This is a genomic window from Streptomyces sp. 3211.6, assembly GCF_003634815.1.
Classification (GTDB): Bacteria; Actinomycetota; Actinomycetes; order Streptomycetales; family Streptomycetaceae; genus Streptomyces; species Streptomyces katrae_A.
Genome location: NZ_RBXC01000001.1, coordinates 6,625,517 through 6,644,416 on the forward strand (window position 1 = coordinate 6,625,517; position 18,900 = coordinate 6,644,416).

Consider the following 18,900-nt stretch of genomic DNA (forward strand, 5'->3'; position numbering starts at 1 on the left):
CGACGCCCCGGCCTAAGCTGCGCCCATGGAGTCCTACACCATCGGCCAGGCGGCCCGGCTGCTCGGCGTCAGCGTCGACACGGCCCGCCGCTGGGCCGACGCCGAGCGCTTCCCCACCCGCCGCGAGGGCACCCGCCGCATGGTCGACGGACCGGACCTGGCCGCGTTCTGCGTCGAGGCGGCGCAGGAGGGGGCCGACGGCGAGGAGTCCTACACCTCGGCGCGCAACGCCTTCCCCGGCATCGTCACCGGCGTCAAGCTCGGCACCGTCGACGCCCAGGTCGAGATCCAGGCCGGCCCCCACCGCATCGTCTCCCTGCTCACCCGGGAGGCCGTGGAGGAGCTGGGCCTGGAGGTGGGCTCGCGGGCCACGGCGCGGGTGAAGTCGACCAGCGTCTTCGTCGACCGCGGCTGACCTCCCGCGGGTTCCCGGGCGCGGCGGTGGCAGACTGGCCGCTGATCCGCCGAAGGGAAGTACCGCGTTGTCCATGTTCAGCAATCTGCGCCGGGCCGTACGCCGCGGCTACCGGCGGGCCGTCGACCTCAGCCACCCGGCCCGCTCGCCGCTCGGCAGCGCCGTGGTCAACTGCGTGGTCTACCAGGACGGCATCCGCCAGGAGGGCTGCGGCGAGGTCGAGGAGGCGCTGCGCCGGGTCCGCAAGACCGGCGAGGGCTTCGTCTGGATAGGGCTGCACGAGCCCTCCCAGCTGGAGCTCGCCAGGCTCGCGGAGCTGCTGGGGCTGCACCCGCTGGCCGTCGAGGACGCCGTCCACGCCCACCAGCGGCCCAAGGTGGAGCGCTACGACGACACCCTCTTCGCGGTGTTCAAGACCGTCCGCTACGTCGAGCACGAGGAACTGACGGCGACCAGCGAGGTGGTGGAGACCGGCGAGCTGATGGCCTTCGTCGGCGAGGACTTCGTCATCACCATCCGGCACGGCGGCCACGGCACCCTCGGTCCCGTCCGCGAGGCGCTGGAGGTCGAGCCGGAGCAGCTGGCCAAGGGTCCGGCGGCCGTGCTGCACGCCATGGCGGACCATGTGGTCGACGACTACGTGGCCGTCACGGACGCGGTGCAGAGCGACATGGACGCCGTGGAGACGGCCGTCTTCAGCGAGCACGGCGGGCGGGGCGACGCGGGCCGGATCTACCAGCTCAAGCGCGAACTCCTCGAACTGCGCCGGGCGGTGGCCCCGCTGGGGCGGCCGCTGGAACAGCTCGCCACGCAGCCGATACCGGTGATCCCGCCGGACGTCCGGGCGTACTTCCGGGACGTGGCCGACCACCTGACGCGGTCGACGGAGCAGATCGCCGCCTACGACGGGCTCCTCGACTCCATCCTCCAGGCGCACCTGGCACAGGTGACGGTGGCGCAGAACGAGGACATGCGCAAGATCACGGCGTGGGCGGCGATCGTGGCGGTGCCGACGATGGTGTGCGGGGTGTACGGCATGAACTTCGACCACATGCCGGAGCTGCACTGGACGTACGGCTACCCGCTGGTCCTCGCCGTCATGGCGGTGGCCTGTTACGTCATCCACCGGGGCTTCCGCCGCAACGGCTGGCTCTGAGCCGTCCGTCCGCGCCGGTGCGCGGACGGACGGGTGCCGGACGGCTGTGCCCGAGGGGGTGTCCTCCGGTTCCCGTATCTGGTAGGAAAGTTTCCTAACGGAACAGGGAAGGCTCAACCCCCCTACGGAGGCCTTGTGTTCACCCCTCGTCGCACCACCCTGGCCATCGGCGCCCTCCTCGGCGCCACCCTCCTCGCACTCCCGGCCGCGGCCCAGGCCGCGCCCGCCGCCCCCGCCCCCCGCGCCGCCCGCGCGGCGGCGGGCCTGGACGACCCGGCGAAGAAGGACATCGCCATGCAGATCGTCTCCAGCGCCGAGAACTCCTCCCTCGACTGGAAGGCGCAGTACAAGTACATCGAGGACATAGGCGACGGCCGCGGCTACACCGCCGGCATCATCGGCTTCTGCTCCGGCACCGGCGACATGCTCGACCTCGTCGAGTACTACACCCAGGTCAAGCCCGGGAACGTGCTCGCCAAGTACCTCCCGGCCCTGCGCAAGGTCAACGGCAGCGACTCCCACGCGGGCCTCGGCCCCGCCTTCACCAGGGACTGGGCCAAGGCCGCCCAGGACGCCGAGTTCAAGAAGGCCCAGGACCACGAGCGCGACCGGGTCTACTTCGACCCCGCCGTCAGGCAGGGCAAGTCCGACGGTGTCGGCACCCTCGGCCAGTTCGTCTACTACGACGCCATCGTCATGCACGGCGACGGCACCGACCCCACCAGCTTCCGCAGCATCCGCAAGCGCGCCCTGTCCAAGGCCAAGCCCCCCGCCCAGGGCGGCAGCGAGACCGCATGGCTGAACGCCTTCCTCGACGCCCGCGTCTGGGCGATGAAGCAGGAGGAGGCGCACAGCGACACCAGCCGCGTCGACACCGCCCAGCGCGTCTTCCTCAAGAAGGGCAACCTCGCCCTGAACACCCCGCTTGACTGGAAGGTGTACGGGGACTCGTACCACATCGGCTGACCCCGGCCCGCTGAACAGCCCAACTCCCTTTGAAACCAACGGTACTGGCCTTATTCGGTTGGCTCGAAGTGGCTTGAGGGCGTCGCCCCGGGGGCATAACCCCGGCCCGGCCCCGTTTTTTACAGGGGAGGGGCCGCAGGTTCCGTCCCAAGGGGGGCTCGTGAACTACTATCTCGACGTCATCAAGCGGTACGCCGACTTCCAGGGCCGCGCCCGCCGCCAGGAGTACTGGATGTTCCTCCTGTGGAACATCCCGATCGTGATCGTCCTGACGATCCTGGACTACGCGCTCGGCAGCTACCCGGTCATCACCTGGATCTACACCCTCGCCGTGTTCCTCCCGTCCCTGGGGGTCTCGGTCCGCCGGCTGCACGACACCGGGAAGTCCGGATGGTGGTACCTGATCAGCCTGATCCCCTTCGTCGGGTTCATCTGGATGATCGTCCTGATGGCCACCGAGGGTGACGCCGGACCGAACGCGTACGGCCCCAGCCCCAAGCAGATCGCCGCCTGATCCGCCTCCGGGCGGCCCGCACCTCGAAGCGCCGTCACCGGCCCCTCACGGCCGGTGACGGCGCTCGCGTGTGCCCGGGGTGACACGCGTCTCGCTCGGGTTGCGGCAGGGGGCTGTCCTGACCGGGCCGATCACGAGATATCTTGATGTCGAGCAATGTTGCAGACGAGAGACGCAGACTGTGGAGCGGAGCATCCGGTGACTGACTCGACCATCATCTACACGCACACTGACGAGGCCCCGGCCCTCGCGACGTATTCCTTCCTGCCCGTGGTGCAGGCGTACGCGTCGACGGCCGGTGTGAATGTCGAGACCCGTGACATCTCCCTGGCCGGTCGGATCATCGCCCTGTTCCCCGAGTACCTCGAGGAGGGGCAGCGCATCGCCGACGCCCTCGCCGAGCTCGGCGAGCTGGCGAAGACCCCCGAGGCCAACATCATCAAGCTGCCCAACATCTCGGCCTCGATCCCGCAGCTGAAGGCCGCGATCGCCGAGCTCCAGGGCCAGGGCTACGCCCTTCCGGACTACCCGGACGACCCGAAGTCGGACGAGGAGCGCGAGATCCGCGCCCGCTACGACAAGGTCAAGGGCAGCGCCGTCAACCCGGTCCTGCGCGAGGGCAACTCCGACCGCCGCGCCCCCGGCTCGGTGAAGAACTACGCCAAGACCCACCCGCACCGCATGGGCGCCTGGACCCCCGAGTCGAAGACGAACGTCGCCACCATGGGCGCCGACGACTTCCGCTCCACCGAGAAGTCCGCGGTCATGGCCGAGGCCGGCACCCTGCGCATCGAGCACGTGGCCGCCGACGGCACCACCACCGTCCTGCGCGAGTCCGTACCGGTCCTCGCCGGCGAGGTCGTGGACGCGTCCGTCATGCACGTCGACGCGCTGCGCACCTTCCTCAATGACCAGATCGCGCGTGCCAAGGCCGAGGGCGTCCTGTTCTCCGTGCACCTCAAGGCCACGATGATGAAGGTCTCCGACCCGATCATCTTCGGCCACGTGGTCCGCGCCTTCCTCCCGAAGACCTTCGCCCGCTACGGCGAGACCCTGGCCGCCGCCGGCCTGTCCCCGAACGACGGCCTCGGCACCATCCTGAACGGCCTGGGCGCCCTCGCCGACGGCGACGCCATCAAGGCCTCGATCGACGCCGAGATCGCCGAGGGCCCGGCCCTCGCGATGGTCGACTCCGACAAGGGCATCACCAACCTGCACGTGCCGTCCGACGTCATCGTCGACGCCTCGATGCCGGCCATGATCCGCACCTCCGGCCACATGTGGGGCCCCGACGGCGCCGAGGCCGACACCCTCGCCGTCCTCCCGGACAGCAGCTACGCCGGCGTCTACCAGGCCGTCGTCGAGGACTGCCGCGCCCACGGCGCGTTCGACCCGGCCACCATGGGCTCGGTGCCGAACGTCGGCCTCATGGCCCAGAAGGCCGAGGAGTACGGCAGCCACGACAAGACCTTCGAGATCGCCGCCGCGGGCACCGTCCGCGTCGTCGACGCCGCGGGCAACGCGGTCATCGAGCAGGAGGTCGCCGCCGGCGACATCTTCCGCGCCTGCCAGACCAAGGACCTGCCCATCCAGGACTGGGTCAAGCTCGCCGTCACGCGCGCCCGCGCCACCGGCGCCCCGGCCGTCTTCTGGCTCGACGAGACCCGCGCCCACGACGCGCAGCTGATCGCCAAGGTCAAGACCTACCTGGCCGACCACGACACCGACGGTCTCACCATCGAGATCCTCTCCCCGGTCGAGGCCACCAAGTTCTCCCTGGAGCGCATCCGCCGCGGCGAGGACACCATCTCGGTGACCGGCAACGTGCTGCGCGACTACCTGACCGACCTCTTCCCGATCCTGGAGCTGGGCACCAGCGCCAAGATGCTGTCGGTCGTCCCGCTGATGGCGGGCGGCGGCCTCTTCGAGACGGGCGCTGGCGGCTCCGCCCCGAAGCACGTCCAGCAGCTGGTCAAGGAGAACTACCTGCGCTGGGACTCCCTCGGCGAGTTCTTCGCGCTGGCCGCCTCCTTCGAGCACCTGTCCGCCACCACGGGCAACGCCCGCGCCCAGGTGCTGGCCGACACCCTCGACCGCGCCACCGGCACCTTCCTCAACGAGGACAAGTCGCCGACCCGTCGCCTCGGCGGCATCGACAACCGCGGCAGCCACTTCTACCTCGCCCTGTACTGGGCGCAGGAGCTGGCCGGCCAGAGCGACGACGCCCAGCTGGCCGCGGCCTTCGAGCCGCTTGCCAAGACGCTGGCCGAGCAGGAGGAGACCATCGTCTCCGAGCTCGTCGCCGTCCAGGGCACCCCGGCCGACATCGGCGGCTACTACCAGCCCGACCCGGTCAAGGCCGAGGCCGTGATGCGTCCCTCCGCGACGCTGAACCAGGCGCTCGCGCTCCTGGGCTGACGCCGCCCCTGACACGGCGGTAGTGGTCCGGGTCCGCCCCGGCCGGCACGGCGCCGGCCGGGGCGGACCCGTATCCGCGGGGCCCGGCCCCGCGGCGGGGGAAGGCTCTCAGAGGCGGTGGACGCGGCCCTGGCCGACGGCCAGGGGGCGGCGGCCGGCCGCCAGGATGCGCAGCCCGGGCGCCACGGCGAGCAGCCGCCGCAGCCAGGCCAGGGCCTCGGGGGAGAGCCGGTCACTGTCGTCCAGGACCAGCAGCATGTCCCGTTCGGCCAGCCAGGACGCGGCGTCGGCGGTCCCGCAGGGCAGGAAGGGCATACCGGGCAGGCACCCCAGCGCGGCCACGAGCTCGCGCACGCCGCCGTCCCCGGACACGGAGACCACCGAGGCGCCGTCGCAGAAATTGGACGAGATCCGCCGCGCGATGTCCCGTACCAGCAGGCCGCGCGGCTCGCGGAAGCGGCCCGTCACGGTCAGCACCCGGCCCCGCCGTACGGTCGTGAGCAGGACCGACAACTCGGTCGAGGTGGCCGGTAAGGTCCCGGCCGCGCCGTCCGACCGTGCCGGTCTGGAGTCCCCCATCATCACGATGCCCCCCATCGCACGCGTGATTGGTGCGGCAGCTGGGATGGTTCGAGCCGCGTGACGACGATTATGCGCCACTTCACACGGATGACTAGGGGAATGTCGTATTCCGCGGCCGTGGGTTTCAGCCGATGCCCTGCCGGTCCGGCTGGAGGGCGAACGCCGACCGCTGCGGGCTCGCCGCCGTGGTGTGGACGGCCTCCTCCAGGAGGTCCCGGTGGCGCCGTACCGGCTCGCGCCGGTCGGGCGGGGCGAGCCGTTCCAGGTCGTCCAGGCAGGCCGCGATCCGCCGGGTGACCTGGGCCGAGCCGATCCCGTAGTCCCGCACCTCGGTGAGGGCCAGGTCCAGCAGCTCCGGCCAGCTCGGCAGGGTCTCCACCAGCCGCACCGCGCCGTCCGCGTCCCGGTGGTACGCCCGCCCCAGGGGCTGGAGGGCGAAGGCGGTCAGCAGCACCTGGATCCGGTCGAGGGCCTGTACCGCCGTCGTCGGGTCGTTGACCGCGGGGGACAGGGCGCGCGAGGCGATGTCGGCGAGCTGGCGGATCCCGAAGGCCAGGTCCTGCTCGGTGGTCCGCTCCACACCCAGCTCCAGGGCCGCCTGGAGCTCCGCGTCGGACGGCGCCGGCCCGCCCGCGACCCGGAACAGGGGGGTGTGCGGCACCAGGTAGTCCCCGATCCGGGGGACGAGGTGCAGCACGAGCCCGTCCCGCCCGGCGAGGGCCACCAGCCGCGGCACGTCCACGGCCTGGAGCACACCGGGCCGCCACACGTGCCCGACCGCCGTGCCGCCCGGATCCGCGCCCCGCTCCCCGGCGTCCCCGGCCAAGGCGCGCGCGGGCCCGGCGCTGTCCCGGATCAGCCGCAGGCTCTCCTGGCACACCCGGTCCATCACGTACGTGACCCTCATCAGCCGGATGGTGGAGTGCACGTAGACGACGAACAGGACCAGGCTCAGCAGCAGGAACCCCATGGCGAGCGAAGAGCCCAGGTAGGGCACGACGGCATCGCTGTCGTCGGTGGAGGAGCCGTACTCCTTCTGCACGCGCAGGGTGTACAGGAAGGTGCACAGGAAGGTCCCCAGGGTCAGTTTCGTGACCCGGCTCTCCACGTAGATGCGCAGCACCCGCGGCGAGAACTGGCCCGCCGCCATCTGGAGCGCGACCAGGGTGATCGAGAAGACCACGCCGATGAACGTCAGCATCGCCGAGCTGACCGCGGCCACCGCCGTCTTGGCCGCCGACCCGAAGTCCGCGGCCGTGCGCAGGAACCACAGCCCGGAAAGGTCCACACCGGTCCAGCGGGCGTCCAGGTCGTGGATGAAGGAGTCCGCCCGGACCACGACCGTGGCCAGCACCCAGCCGATCAGCAGGCCCGCGAACGGCACGAAGAGGAAGGAGTTGCGCATGCGTTTGCGCAGCCTCGGGAGCACCCCTCGGCGGCGCCGCACCACGGTCATCGGCATGCACGCCAAATTAGCCCCGGCAAAGCGGTCTTCGTGGTTCCTGAGGTCGCCGTGACGTACGTGCCGCCACCCGCCCCGGGGAACGGTTGTCCGCACCGCGGACATCGGCTCTACTGCTGTGCAGCCCCCGGTGGGGCGCGTGCCAGGAAGGGGCTCGGCGATGACAGCGGACCGGCGGACCAACGGGCCTGCGCGCAGAGCCTCTTCGCACCGGCGCCGCCCGCGGCTGCGGGGGAGCGGGGCGTTGGCGGCGCTGCTGCTCGCGGTGTTCCTGCTGGTCGGTGCCGGCGCCGCCACCGGCATCGCCTGGGACCCCTTCCCCTCCGGTGCCCCCGCCCCGGCGGCCGCCCCCGCGACCGGGGCGCCGGCGTCCGCACGCCCCTCCGCCGCGAAGCCCGCGGGCGGGGACCAGGGCGCGGCCAAGGGCGGGGCGACGCCGCCCCCGGCCACCCGCGGCCAAGAGGACACCGGCGGCCCGCGTCCCGCCGACGCCCTCCCCTTCGACCTGCCCGGCCCGGCCGCCCTGCGCTCCGGCGAGGCCGGCCGCAAGCTCGTGTTCGCCCACTACTTCACCCCGTACCCGCTCTCCCTGGACAACGCGAGCGCCGACTCCGACTACTACACCCGCAACTACCTCGACCCCGGCGGTGAGAACGGCAAGCACCAGCGCTACGGGGGCCTGCTGCGCGACCGCCCCCTGCCCGTGCCGCCGAAGGCCGGGGACTGGGAGTACGCCAACCTCCGGCAGGAGGTGCGCACCGCCCGGGACGCGGGCATCGACGGCTTCACCCTCGACCTGCTCTCCCTCTCCGGCAAGAACTGGGAGCGCGCCCGGCGGCTGATGGAGGCGGCCCACGCGGCGGACCCCGCCTTCAAGATCATGCTGATGCCCGACATGACCGCCCTGGACACCGACGACCCCGCGGTGCTCGCCGGAGCCGTCGCCACCCTCGCCGCGTCACCCGCCGCCCACCGCCTCGCCGACGGCCGCCTGGTCCTCTCCCCGTTCAAGGCCGAGCAGAAGGACCCCGCCTGGTGGGGCAGGGTCATCGACACCCTCCGGACCCGGCACGGGATCCGGACCGCCCTCGTCCCGCTCTTCCTCGACTTCGACGCCCACGCCGAGGCCTTCGCGCCGATCAGCTACGGCTTCTCCGAGTGGGGCAGCCGCAGCTACGCCGGCCAGGAGGGCGCCACCGCCGACGTCCGGCGGGCCCGCGAGCTGGGCGGGATCTGGATGCAGCCCGTGTCCGTCCAGGACGCCCGCCCCAACCAGGGGATCTACGACGAGGCCGGCAACACCGCCACCCTGCGGTCCACGTGGACCCACGCCATCGAGGACGGCGCCGACTGGGTCCAGCTCACCACCTGGAACGACTACTCCGAGGGCAGCCAGTTCGCGCCGTCCCTGCACAACGGCTACGCCTACCTGGACCTCACCTCGTACTACCTGACCCGCTTCAAGACCGGCGCCTGGCCGCGCATCGTCCGCGACACCCTCTACCTCACCGCCCGCACCCAGTTCGCGGACACCGGTCCGACGGGCGCCCAGTCCCAGCTGATGTCCCTGCGCAAGGGCAGCGCCGCCGCCCGGGACACCGTGGAAGTGCTCAGCTTCCTCACGGCCCCCGGGACCGTCCGTACCGCCGTCGGCCGCACCGCGCGCGAGTACGCGGCCCCGGCCGGCCTCCACGCCGAACTGCTCCCGCTCGGGCCCGGCATCAGCTCCGCCCGGCTGGTCCGCGACGGCCGGGCCACGGCGGAGGTGGAACTGCCCTACCCGGCGGACCGCACGGTGCCGGTGCAGGACCTCCAGTACTACGCGGCGACCAGCGGACGGGCCGGGTAGGGGCAAGGCGGGCCAAAGCGGGCGCCGGAGGGGCGGCGCCAGGCCAATCCCGCCCAAGCGGCCCTTTCGCCGGGCCCCGGCCCCGCCGCATGCTTCCCGGGCCGGCCCACGAGGCCGCGTGCGCCCGCCCGTCCCCGACCCGGAGGCATCCGTGACCGCTCCGACCGCCCCGTCCGCCTTCCCCGGCGGCCCCGACCTCTTCCGGCTGGACCCCGCCGTCGCGCACCTCAACCACGGCTCGTACGGGGCGGTCCCGCTGCCCGTCCAGGCCGCCCAGGAAGCCCTGCGCACCGAGGCCCACGCAGACCCCGACGCGTTCTTCAACGGGGTCTCCGAACGGCTCACCGCAGCCCGGGGCCGGATCGCGGCGCGCCTGGGGGCGGACCCGGACGGCCTCTGCTTCATCTCCAACGCCACCGAGGGCGCCAACCTCGCCCTCGACGCGATCCCCCTCGCCGAAGGCGACGAGATCCTGGTCACCGACCACGGCTACGGCACCGTCGTGGACGCCGCCGCCCGCCGGGCGAAGGTCACCACGGTCACCCTGGACCCCCGCCTCCCCGACGAGGACGCCGTACGGGAGGCCGTACTGGCCGGGGTCACCCCCCGCACCCGGGTGGCCGTGCTCGACCACGTCAGCTCGCCCACCGCCCGCCTCATCGCCGGCCCCCGGCTCCTCGCCGACCTCGCCGCGCGCGGGATCACCACCGTCGTCGACGGCGCCCACGCCCCCGGCATGCTCGCCGAGCCGGTCGCCGCGGGCGCCGACTTCTGGTTCGGGAACCTGCACAAATGGGGGTACGCCCCCTCCGGCAGCGGCCTCCTCGCCGTGGCCCCCGCCCACCGCGCCCGGGTCCGCTCCCTCAGCCCCTCCTGGGAGGACCACCGGGGCTTCCCGCTCTCCGTCGAGTACCGGGCCACCTTCGACTACACCGGCTGGCTGGCCGCCCCCGAGGGCCTTGACCTCCTGGAACGCCTCGGCGCCGAACGGGTCCGGGCCCACAACAGCGCCCTGGCAGGCTACGGCGCCGAACTCCTCGCCCGGGTCCCGGGCCTCACCCCGCTGCCGCACACCGCGGGCCTGGCCCTGCGCTCCCTGCTGCTGCCGCCCGGCGTCGCCGAGACCCGCGAGGCGGCCACGGCACTGCGCGAGGAACTGGCCGCGAAGCTCCGGATCCGCGTCCTGGTCTGGCCCCGGCCGGGCGGCGGCGGGCTGCGGGTGTGCGGGCAGGTCTACAACCGGCCCGAGGAGTACGAACGCCTCGCCGCGGCCCTGCCCGCCTACCTGCGCTGACCCGCCTACCTGCGCTGACCCGCCTACCTGCGCTGACCCGCCTGCCTGCGCCGGCCCGCCTGCCGCCTCAGGGGCGGCGCAGCAGGTAGGTGTCCATGATCCAGCCCTTGCGGGCCCGGGCCTCGGTCCGCAGCTCCTCGATGCGGCCGGCCACCTCCGACAGCTTGCCCGAGACCAGGATCTCGTCCGGGGTGCCCACGTACGCACCCCAGTAGATGAACAGGTCCTGGTCCAGGTGGGCGGTGAACGCGTGCCGGGCGTCCAGCATCACCACCACGTCGTCCACGTCCTGCGGCCAGCCCTCCGCCAGTCGCCGGCCCGTGGTGATCTGGACCGGGCGCCCGACCCGGTTCAGGTTGGTGCGGTGGCGCGCCAGCAGCGCCGACACGCTGCTGATGCCCGGCACCACCTCGTGCTCGAAGGCCACCCGGCCACGCTCCAGCACCTCGTCGAGGATCGCGAGCGTGGAGTCGTACAGCGAGGGGTCGCCCCACACCAGGAACGCGCCCGTCTCGCCGTCCGCCAGGTCCTCGGCGATGAACCGCTCGAAGATCTCCGCCCGGGCGCTGCGCCAGCCGTCCACCGTCGGCGCGTACTGGGCCGGGGTCCGGTCGCGGTCCGGGTCGCGGCCCTCCACCAGACGGTGACCGGGCCGGGCGTGCGCCTCCAGCATGGTGCGCCGCAGTCCCGTCAGGTCCGCCTTCTCCTCCCCCTTCTCCAGGATGAGGAATGCGTCCGCCGCGCCGATCGCCCTGACCGCCTGGAGGGTCAGGTGGTCCGGGTCGCCCGCGCCTATACCGATCACTGAGAACTTCTTCACCGGGCTATTGTGCCCACCATGCGTGTCGCCCTGTTCGTCACCTGCGTCAACGACGCCCTGTACCCCCGTACGGGCATCGCCGTCGTCCGCCTCCTGGAGCGGCTCGGCGTCGACGTGGACTTCCCGGCGGCCCAGAGCTGCTGCGGCCAGCCCCAGTACAACACCGGCTACCGCCGCGAGGCCGAACCCCTGCTGCGCCGCACCGCGGAGGCCTTCGCCGGCTACGACCACGTGGTCACCCCCTCCGGCTCCTGCGCCGCCATGGTCCGCGCCCACTACCCGCGCATCGCCCGCCAGGCCGCCCGGGAGGGGCGGGGGAGCGGACTGGAACGGCTCGCGGAGGAATTCGTACCGCGCGTGTACGAGCTCACCGAGTTCCTCGTCGACGTGCTCGGCGTCACCGACGTCGGCGCGTACTTCCCCCACACCGTCACCTACCACCCCTCCTGCCACGGCCTGCGCACCCTCGGGCTGGGCGAGCGCCCCCGCCGGCTGCTGGCCGCCGTCAAGGGCCTGGAACTCGTCGCACTTCCCGGCGCCGAGGAGTGCTGCGGGTTCGGCGGCACCTTCGCCGTCAAGAACCCCGGCGTCTCCGCCGCCATGGGCGCCGACAAGACCGCCGCCGCGCTGGCCACGGGCGCCGAGGTCCTGTGCGGGGCCGACAACTCCTGCCTCGCCCACCTCGACGGCACCCTCCGCCACGCCGGGGCCCGGCTGCGCACCCTGCACCTCGCCGAGATCCTGGCGTCGACCGAGGAGGACCCGCTGCCATGACCCGCACGAACCTGGGCATGCCCTCCTTCCCGCCCTTCCCCGAGGCGGCGGGGGAGGCCGTACGGGACGAGGTCCTGCGCGCCAACCTCCGCCGCGCCACCCACACCATCCGCGACAAACGGGCCCGCGCCGTCACCGAACTCACCGACTGGGACCGGCTCCGCGCGGCCGGCAAGGCCGTCAAGGACCACACCCTGCGCCACCTCGACCACTACCTCCTCCAGCTGGAGGCCTCCGTCACCGCGGCCGGCGGCACCGTGCACTGGGCGGCCGACGCGGACGAGGCCAACCGCATCGTGACCGGCCTGGTCCTGGCCACCGGCGAACGCGAGGTCGTCAAGGTCAAATCGATGGCCACCCAGGAGATCGGCCTCAACGAGGCCCTGGAGGCCGCCGGGATCGCCGCGTACGAGACCGACCTCGCCGAGCTCATCGTCCAGCTCGGCCACGACCGGCCCTCGCACATCCTCGTCCCCGCCATCCACCGCAACCGCGACGAGATCCGCGACATCTTCCGCAGTGAGATGGCGAGTTGGGGCCGACCCGCCCCCGACGACCTCGGCGACGACCCGCGCGAACTCGCCGAAGCCGCCCGGCTCCACCTCCGCGAGAAGTTCCTGCGCGCCAAAGTCGCCGTCTCCGGCGCCAACTTCATGGTCGCCGAGACCGGAACCATGGTCGTCCTCGAATCCGAGGGCAACGGCCGGATGTGCCTGACCCTGCCGGAGACCCTGATCTCGGTCGTCGGCATCGAGAAGGTCGTCCCCGCCTTCCGCGACCTGGAAGTCTTCCTCCAGACGCTGCCGCGCTCCTCCACGGCCGAGCGGATGAACCCGTACACCACCATGTGGACGGGGACCACGGACGGCGACGGCCCGTCCGCCTTCCACCTCGTCCTCCTCGACAACGGCCGCACCGACACCCTCGCCGACGAGACCGGGCGGCAGGCCCTGCGCTGCATCCGCTGCTCCGCCTGCCTCAACGTCTGCCCCGTCTACGAACGCGCCGGCGGCCACGCCTACGGCTCCGTCTACCCCGGCCCCATCGGGGCCATCCTCAGCCCCCAACTGCGCGGCACCGGCAGCGACATCGACGCCACCCTGCCCTACGCCTCCACCCTGTGCGGGGCCTGCTACGAGGTCTGCCCGGTCGCCATCGACATCCCCGAGGTCCTGGTCCACCTGCGCGAACGCGTCGTCCAGGGCGGCCCCGCCACCCGCGCCGGGGTCCGGGTACGCCTGCGCCCCGCGCACGGACACACCGCCGAACGGGCCGCCATGCGCGCGGCCCGCCTCCTCCTGGACCACCCCGGCGCCCTGCGCACCGCCGAACGCCTCCTGGCCCGCGCCCGCCGCCTGCGCCCCCGCCGACTCCCGGGGCCCGGCCGCGCCTGGACGGACACCCGCGCCCTTCCCGACATCCCGGCGGAGCCCTTCCGCGACTGGTGGGTCCGCGAACGGGGGAACCGAGGTTGAGCACCAAGGACCGCATCCTGTCCCGCATCCGGCGGGCCACCGCCCAGAACCCGGACGCCCCACCCATCCCCCGGGACTACCTCCGCACCCACGGCACCCGCACCCCGGCCGAGACGGCCGACCTGCTCGCCGCCCACCTCACGGAGTACCGGGCCAGGGTCCACCGCACCGACGAGGACGGCCTCCCGCTCCTCCTCGCCCGCCTGCTCTCCGCCTCCCGCACGGTCCTCGTCCCGCCGGGCCTGCCCCCGCACTGGCTCTCGGCCGCCGACGCGACCCGGATCCACGACCGCGCGGGCTCCACCCCCCGCGACCTGGACGGCGTCGACAGCGCCGTCACCGGCTGCGCCCTGGCCATCGCCGAGACCGGCACGATCGTCCTGGACGGCGGCCCCGATCAGGGCCGGCGCCGCATCACCCTGATCCCCGACCACCACGTCTGCGTAGTCCGGGTCCCGGCCCAGGTCGTGGACTCCGTTCCGCAGGCCCTCGAACGCCTCGATCCCGCCCGCCCGCTGACCTGGATCTCGGGACCCTCCGCCACCAGCGACATCGAACTCGACCGGGTCGAGGGCGTACACGGCCCCCGCACCCTGGACGTGGTCCTCCTCGACACACCCGCACAATGAGCGCATGCCATCCCACATCGCCCTCACCGCCCTCGTGGTCCGCGACTACGACGAGGCCATCGACTTCTACACCCGCGCCCTCGGCTTCGAACTCGCCGAGGACACCCCCCGCCCGGACGGCTCCCGCTGGGTCGTCGTCCGCCCGCCCGGCGCCAAGGAGGCCGCCCTGCTGCTGGCCCGTGCCAAGGACGACGCCCAGCGCTCCCGCATCGGCGACCAGACGGGCGGCCGGGTCGGCTTCTTCCTCCACACCACCGACTTCGCCGCCGACCACGCCCGCATGACCGCGCAGGGCGTCCGCTTCCTGGAGGAGCCGCGCCACGAGCCGTATGGCTCCGTCGCCGTCTTCGAAGACCTCTACGGAAACCGCTGGGACCTGCTACAGCCCGCCTCCGCCTAATGGCTGTCCCGTAATCCCCGGTGGATCAGCGCACGGCGTCAGATGCGGTGCATCGCAAGGCGGAGGGGCGCCCGCATACTGGGCGTATTCGGGCGCCCCGACAACGCAGCGAGGTGCCGTAGCCGGCGTCGTGCGCCCGCCGGGGATTACGGGACAGCCCTTAGCCTCGGCGCCTCCCGCGCCGCGTCCACCACGGCCCCGGCCTCCACCCGGTGGGCCAGCTCCCCGGCCCACCGGACCAGCCCCGGCAGGTCCATCCCGTACGCCCGCTCCACCCCGCCGAGCGAAGCCGCCCCGCGCCGCAGCAGCCGCGCCCCGCCGACGGCGTTCCCCCGCGCGGCGTGCGTCAGCCCCACGGCGAGCTGCGCCAGCCCCCGCCACAGGGCGGCGTCCCCCGTCGGCCCGGACTTCCAGGCGTCCTCGAACACCTCGTGCGCGTGGAACGGCATCCCGGCATCCAGCAGCCGCTGCGCCTCCGAGACCGTCTCCCCGGGCGTCCGCACGACCCCCTCGGGCTGCCGCGCCACCCCGGCGGCCCCGTAGGGCAGCGGCCGCCCCAACCCGTCCCGCGGCCGCGCACTCCGCGCCCGCCCCGCACCGTCCCGATCCCGCTCCCGACCGTCCACCGCCCCATCCTCCCGCGCCCCGATCACCCGTGCACACGCACCCCTCGGCGTGCGGTAATGTTCTGCATGTGCCCGGCGCACGAGGGGGAAACCCTAGGTCGCAGGGGCAACGGGACGTGGCGCAGCTTGGTAGCGCACTTGACTGGGGGTCAAGGGGTCGCAGGTTCAAATCCTGTCGTCCCGACTTGCGAATACGCAGGTCAGAGGCCGTATCGGAGCATCCGGTACGGCCTCGAGATCGTTACGGGCTTCGGCTTTCTACGCGAGGGGCGTACTCGCCGCGGGCCAGTGCCGGCGTTCGGGAATCAGCCTGCGCAGGATCCACAAGCCGGCGCGCAGCTTCCAGTCTCCGGGGGAGCGGATTTCGGAGATGAGGGCGCCGGTGCTCCTGCCGATCGACCGCGACGCTTCCTCGGTCGCATCCGGGTCCAGGAGTCTGTCGCAGTTGAACCAGGCCAAGCCCCGTGCGACCCGGATCCCGTAATTGGTCAACAGTTCGTCACTCCGGGTGAACAGCCTGTCCAAAGACCTGAGCCCGTAGATGTACCTGGACGAAAGGTCGTCCTGGACCCTGTCGATACAGGACCCCAGCACGTCGTTCATGCGGTGGAAGTCCGCGATGTGGCTGCGGTCGCCCGTGGACGTCGCCATGCGACGCAAGGCCCCCGGCAGGTCGTACGAGATGTGCGCCATCATGGAAAAGAGCACGTCTTCCAGGGTGTACGAGCGCCGGACGCTCGAAGCGGCGAAGACGTCCCGCCATGGTGGGGGGACGAGGTCCGGCAGATCACCGGGCCGGACTTCGTCCGCGGAGCCGCCGGGCCGTCCTGCCAGCCAGGTGTCGATGCCGTCCATCGCGGCGAAGTAGGCCGACGCGAGCGTCTCGCACAGCTCGGCGACCCACGGCGGGTCGTTGAACGCGGGGGTGCCCGTATCCAGGGCTGTGGCGAGCGTCGTGGTGAGGCGGTAGTAGGTGTAGGCGAACGCGGCCCGGTGATCGTGTGTGGTGTCGTACTGCCTGACCCGCTCGGCAAGCAATCCGGCGACCCGGGTGACCTTTTCGGCGGGGAGCATGGACTCGGCGGTCATCGGGAGTGTGTTCCTGCCGCCCGCTAAGCCGGCCCGCTGACGCGGCGGGTTTCCTCGGTCGCCCTGCCCCAGTCGCACACCAACTCCGCGAAGAGGCTCTGGCGGTCGGGTGAGACCTGGTAGTCCGCCGTCCAAAGGGTTTCGAGCAACGGCATGTGGTAGGTCGCGGCCATGCCTTCGTCGCGGATCTCCGCAGAGTAGGTGAAGGTCCGCGTGAGCAGGCCCGGCACGGGGCCGAGCCTCTCGTGCGCGCGGACAGTGACTCCGGTCCCGTTGCCGTCCAGCACGTACTGCTCTTCCAAGAGGTACAGGGTCACGCCGAACTTGGTCATCCTGACCACGTTGTCGGCCTGGCCGAACTCGCCCTCGTCCGGCTTCGCCACGATCGTCGAACTCTGCCGTAGCGCACCGGCGACCCGCTCGAGGGTGTGCATGGCGGTCGCGAGCAGCTTGTTCGTCCATCCGATGCGGCTGCGCATGAGGCGACGCCATGAGGTGACGCGGAAGGTGGCCTTTCCGTGCCAGGTGCCGGTCCCGATGTCGAAGTAGTAGACGCGGCTGGGCGCGGTCGTGCGGTGTCGAGGGATGCCCTCGGGCTCCATTGTCACGGTGGGTAGCGTAGCATCACGCCCTGTGAATGACCCCTCAGGGTCCGGAAGGCTGAGATCCGACGGGGCCTCGGCTTCGTCGGTGGCGGCGTTGTTCTTGAATGGTCATTCATGTATCTTCTTGTCATGCCCAGACCACGAGAGTTCGAGCCCGACGCCGTTCTGAACGTGGCCATGCTGCGGTTCTGGGAGCGCGGCTACCGGGCGGTGTCCGTCGAGGAGCTGGTGAAGGCGACCGGCGTCAAGCCTGGCAGCCTCTACAGCGCGTTCCCCGGCGGCAAGCGTGCGCTGTTCCTGAAGTCCCTGGAGCGCTACTCGAAGCTGGTCGTCCCGCAGAAGCTGGGCGAACTGGAGGCCCCGGGCGCCTCGGTGGGCGAGGTCCGCGGCTACTTCGACGGACTGGTGAGCGATCTGCTCAGCCCCGAGGGCCGGCAGGGCTGCCTGCTCGTCAACACCGCCATCGAGAACGCGGCCGAGGACGACGAGGCGGCGGCCGTCGTCCGCGGCCACCTGGCGCGGCTCGAACGGTGCATGACGCACGCGCTGGAGAACGCGGCCCGCAGGGAGCAGGTCCGCGCCTCCCTGGACTGCGCCGGCAGCGCCAAGCTTCTGGTGGCCGCCTGTCAGGGGCTCATGGTCGTCGGGAAGGCGAACCCCGACGAGACGCTCCTGCGCGCGATCGTCGACAACGCCTTCGCCGCTCTCGCCTGACGGCGAGGGCTACGGGCCACCGTTCGCGGTGGCCCTTTTCCTCGCATCAATAGTTGAATAGGTGCTCAAGAATGGAGCCGGGACATGAAGGCCATAGTCATCTCCGCCCACGGCGGCCCCGAGGTCCTCACCCTCACCGAACTGCCCGACCCCGTGCCCGCCGACGGCGAAGTGCTGATCCGGGTCAAGGCGTTCGGCCTCAACCACGCCGAGGCGTACATGCGCAGCGGTGCCTGGGGGAAGGTCGCGGCCGTCCCCGGGATCGAGTGCGCCGGGGTGGTGGAGGCCGACCCGTCAGGTGAACTCGCCGCCGGTACCCGGGTCGTGGCGATCCTCGGCGGCATGGGCAGGACCCGCAACGGGAGCTACGCGGAGCTGGTGACCGTGCCGGCGACCAACGTGGTGGCCGTCCGCTCGACGCTGGACTGGGCCGGTCTCGCGGCCGTTCCCGAGGTGTACGCGACGGCGTGGAGCGGCCTGTTCGGCAACCTCGACCTGCGGCCGGGCGAGACCGTCCTGGTGAGGGGAGCGACCTCCTCGCTGGGCCAGGCCGCGGTCAACCTGGCGGTCGACCACGGCGCGACCGTTCTCGCCACGACCCGGGACCCGCTGCGGGCGCCCCTGCTGAAGGAGCTCGGGGCCGCCGGCGTACTCGTCGACGACGGAGCGCTCGCCGCCCAGGTCGCGGAGCGCGGGGCCGGCGTCGACGCGGTGTTCGACGTCGTCGGCAACAGCGTCCTGCGTGACTCGCTCGCCCTGGTCCGGCCGCGCGGCCGGGTCTGCCAGCTCGGCTTCCTGGGCGGCTTCGATCCCGTACACGACTTCGACCCGATCGCCGACCTCCCCAGCGGGGTCCGGCTCAGCTTCTTCGGCAGCGCCTTCGTGCTGGGCACCCCGGCGTACCCGCTCGCCGACGTGCCGCTGGACGAGATCTACGCCAAGGTCCAGGCCGGTGTCCTGCGGGCCCGTCCCTCGCGGGTCTTCCGGTTCGAGGAGATCGTGGAAGCCCATCGGGCCATGGAGGCCGGAGAAGCCCTCGGGAAGATGGTCGTCACCGTCGGCTGAATCCCCGGACCCTCCGTCAGCCCGCCGAGGGGCGCCTGCTCCGGCCG

General features: G+C 72.3%; 19 protein-coding genes and 1 tRNA gene. 14 read left to right on the forward strand and 6 right to left on the reverse strand.

Going from position 1 to position 18,900, the window contains the following annotated elements:
- Positions 1 to 25: 25 nt before the first annotated feature.
- The 5 genes from BX286_RS30435 to BX286_RS30455 all read left to right on the forward strand — a co-directional run bounded on the left by BX286_RS30435 (position 26) and on the right by BX286_RS30455 (position 5,469).
- Positions 26 to 415 carry a molybdopterin-binding protein gene (locus tag BX286_RS30435; RefSeq protein WP_079430694.1) on the forward strand — a complete coding sequence of 130 codons (390 nt, stop codon included), beginning with the start codon at positions 26 to 28 and terminating at the stop codon, positions 413 to 415.
- 73 nt (positions 416 to 488) lie between these two features.
- Entirely contained in the window at positions 489 to 1,571 is a 1,083-nt protein-coding gene (corA, locus tag BX286_RS30440) for a magnesium/cobalt transporter CorA (protein ID WP_121016915.1), read from the forward strand.
- A 135-nt stretch (positions 1,572 to 1,706) separates the two neighbouring features.
- Positions 1,707 to 2,537: a chitosanase gene (locus BX286_RS30445; RefSeq protein WP_079430696.1), complete on the forward strand. Its 831-nt coding sequence runs from the start codon at positions 1,707 to 1,709 to the stop codon at positions 2,535 to 2,537.
- A gap of 160 nt (positions 2,538 to 2,697) precedes the next feature.
- On the forward strand, positions 2,698 to 3,051 hold the full coding sequence (locus BX286_RS30450; RefSeq protein ID WP_100862421.1) for a DUF805 domain-containing protein: 354 nt from the start codon (positions 2,698 to 2,700) through the stop codon (positions 3,049 to 3,051).
- Between the two features lie 198 nt (positions 3,052 to 3,249).
- Entirely contained in the window at positions 3,250 to 5,469 is a 2,220-nt protein-coding gene (locus tag BX286_RS30455; RefSeq protein ID WP_079430698.1) for an NADP-dependent isocitrate dehydrogenase, read from the forward strand.
- Positions 5,470 to 5,577: 108 nt separating this feature from the next.
- Here the strand turns inward: BX286_RS30455 and BX286_RS30460 are convergent, their stop codons facing one another.
- A complete protein-coding gene (locus BX286_RS30460; protein WP_079430699.1) occupies positions 5,578 to 6,066 on the reverse strand; it encodes a hypothetical protein in 489 nt (162 codons plus the stop codon).
- A gap of 109 nt (positions 6,067 to 6,175) precedes the next feature.
- Complete coding sequence (locus tag BX286_RS30465; RefSeq protein ID WP_100862419.1) at positions 6,176 to 7,513, reverse strand: DUF2254 domain-containing protein; 1,338 nt, start codon at positions 7,511 to 7,513, stop codon at positions 6,176 to 6,178.
- 244 nt (positions 7,514 to 7,757) lie between these two features.
- On the opposite strand from BX286_RS30465, the gene BX286_RS30470 reads away from it, so the two are divergent.
- Entirely contained in the window at positions 7,758 to 9,362 is a 1,605-nt protein-coding gene (locus BX286_RS30470) for a glycoside hydrolase family 71 protein (protein ID WP_261993551.1), read from the forward strand.
- A 151-nt stretch (positions 9,363 to 9,513) separates the two neighbouring features.
- The gene (locus tag BX286_RS30475) at positions 9,514 to 10,656 is read left to right on the forward strand and encodes an aminotransferase class V-fold PLP-dependent enzyme (protein ID WP_121017773.1); all 1,143 of its coding nucleotides are present in this window, start codon (positions 9,514 to 9,516) and stop codon (positions 10,654 to 10,656) included.
- A gap of 67 nt (positions 10,657 to 10,723) precedes the next feature.
- Here BX286_RS30475 and cobF read toward each other — a convergent pair whose 3' ends face one another.
- Positions 10,724 to 11,476: a precorrin-6A synthase (deacetylating) gene (gene cobF, locus BX286_RS30480; protein WP_079430702.1), complete on the reverse strand. Its 753-nt coding sequence runs from the start codon at positions 11,474 to 11,476 to the stop codon at positions 10,724 to 10,726.
- An 18-nt stretch (positions 11,477 to 11,494) separates the two neighbouring features.
- Here cobF and BX286_RS30485 point away from each other — a divergent pair, with 18 nt between their 5' ends.
- The 4 genes from BX286_RS30485 to BX286_RS30500 are packed head-to-tail and all read left to right on the forward strand — an operon-like array spanning position 11,495 to position 14,754.
- Positions 11,495 to 12,250, forward strand: a complete 756-nt coding sequence (locus tag BX286_RS30485; RefSeq protein ID WP_121016919.1) for a (Fe-S)-binding protein — start codon at positions 11,495 to 11,497, stop codon at positions 12,248 to 12,250.
- The gene (locus tag BX286_RS30490) at positions 12,247 to 13,725 is read left to right on the forward strand and encodes a lactate utilization protein B (protein WP_121016921.1); all 1,479 of its coding nucleotides are present in this window, start codon (positions 12,247 to 12,249) and stop codon (positions 13,723 to 13,725) included. Before BX286_RS30485 ends, BX286_RS30490 begins: the two co-directional genes overlap by 4 nt.
- The gene (locus BX286_RS30495) at positions 13,722 to 14,354 is read left to right on the forward strand and encodes an LUD domain-containing protein (protein WP_100862415.1); all 633 of its coding nucleotides are present in this window, start codon (positions 13,722 to 13,724) and stop codon (positions 14,352 to 14,354) included. The genes BX286_RS30490 and BX286_RS30495 overlap by 4 nt, the downstream gene beginning before the upstream one ends.
- 4 nt (positions 14,355 to 14,358) lie before the next feature.
- On the forward strand, positions 14,359 to 14,754 hold the full coding sequence (locus BX286_RS30500) for a VOC family protein (protein WP_079430706.1): 396 nt from the start codon (positions 14,359 to 14,361) through the stop codon (positions 14,752 to 14,754).
- Positions 14,755 to 14,900: 146 nt separating this feature from the next.
- On the opposite strand, the gene BX286_RS30505 is transcribed toward BX286_RS30500, so the two are convergent.
- On the reverse strand, positions 14,901 to 15,380 hold the full coding sequence (locus BX286_RS30505; RefSeq protein ID WP_121016923.1) for a DUF309 domain-containing protein: 480 nt from the start codon (positions 15,378 to 15,380) through the stop codon (positions 14,901 to 14,903).
- Positions 15,381 to 15,490: 110 nt separating this feature from the next.
- On the opposite strand from BX286_RS30505, the gene BX286_RS30510 reads away from it, so the two are divergent.
- Positions 15,491 to 15,564: transfer RNA gene (locus tag BX286_RS30510), tRNA-Pro, on the forward strand.
- Between the two features lie 74 nt (positions 15,565 to 15,638).
- Here BX286_RS30510 and BX286_RS30515 read toward each other — a convergent pair.
- Together BX286_RS30515 and BX286_RS30520 are read right to left on the reverse strand one after the other, a co-directional pair.
- Positions 15,639 to 16,469: a DUF5995 family protein gene (locus BX286_RS30515; RefSeq protein ID WP_100862408.1), complete on the reverse strand. Its 831-nt coding sequence runs from the start codon at positions 16,467 to 16,469 to the stop codon at positions 15,639 to 15,641.
- A gap of 23 nt (positions 16,470 to 16,492) precedes the next feature.
- Complete coding sequence (locus BX286_RS30520) at positions 16,493 to 17,077, reverse strand: hypothetical protein (RefSeq protein WP_148710301.1); 585 nt, start codon at positions 17,075 to 17,077, stop codon at positions 16,493 to 16,495.
- A 126-nt stretch (positions 17,078 to 17,203) separates the two neighbouring features.
- Between BX286_RS30520 and BX286_RS30525 the strand changes: the two genes are divergently transcribed.
- Both BX286_RS30525 and BX286_RS30530 read left to right on the forward strand, forming a co-directional pair.
- Positions 17,204 to 17,788 carry a TetR/AcrR family transcriptional regulator gene (locus BX286_RS30525; RefSeq protein WP_159036692.1) on the forward strand — a complete coding sequence of 195 codons (585 nt, stop codon included), beginning with the start codon at positions 17,204 to 17,206 and terminating at the stop codon, positions 17,786 to 17,788.
- Between the two features lie 84 nt (positions 17,789 to 17,872).
- On the forward strand, positions 17,873 to 18,853 hold the full coding sequence (locus tag BX286_RS30530; protein ID WP_121016924.1) for a zinc-binding dehydrogenase: 981 nt from the start codon (positions 17,873 to 17,875) through the stop codon (positions 18,851 to 18,853).
- Positions 18,854 to 18,900 lie beyond the last annotated feature (47 nt).

Coding starts and splice junctions, on each gene's coding strand:
- BX286_RS30435 (WP_079430694.1), top strand. CDS start 26: ATGGAGTCCTACACCATCGGCCAGGCGGCCCGGCTGCTCGGCGTCAGC.
- corA (WP_121016915.1), top strand. CDS start 489: ATGTTCAGCAATCTGCGCCGGGCCGTACGCCGCGGCTACCGGCGGGCC.
- BX286_RS30460 (WP_079430699.1), bottom strand. CDS start 6,066: ATGGGGGGCATCGTGATGATGGGGGACTCCAGACCGGCACGGTCGGAC.
- BX286_RS30465 (WP_100862419.1), bottom strand. CDS start 7,513: ATGCCGATGACCGTGGTGCGGCGCCGCCGAGGGGTGCTCCCGAGGCTG.
- BX286_RS30485 (WP_121016919.1), top strand. CDS start 11,495: ATGCGTGTCGCCCTGTTCGTCACCTGCGTCAACGACGCCCTGTACCCC.
- BX286_RS30490 (WP_121016921.1), top strand. CDS start 12,247: ATGACCCGCACGAACCTGGGCATGCCCTCCTTCCCGCCCTTCCCCGAG.
- BX286_RS30500 (WP_079430706.1), top strand. CDS start 14,359: ATGCCATCCCACATCGCCCTCACCGCCCTCGTGGTCCGCGACTACGAC.
- BX286_RS30515 (WP_100862408.1), bottom strand. CDS start 16,469: ATGACCGCCGAGTCCATGCTCCCCGCCGAAAAGGTCACCCGGGTCGCC.
- BX286_RS30525 (WP_159036692.1), top strand. CDS start 17,204: ATGCCCAGACCACGAGAGTTCGAGCCCGACGCCGTTCTGAACGTGGCC.
- BX286_RS30530 (WP_121016924.1), top strand. CDS start 17,873: ATGAAGGCCATAGTCATCTCCGCCCACGGCGGCCCCGAGGTCCTCACC.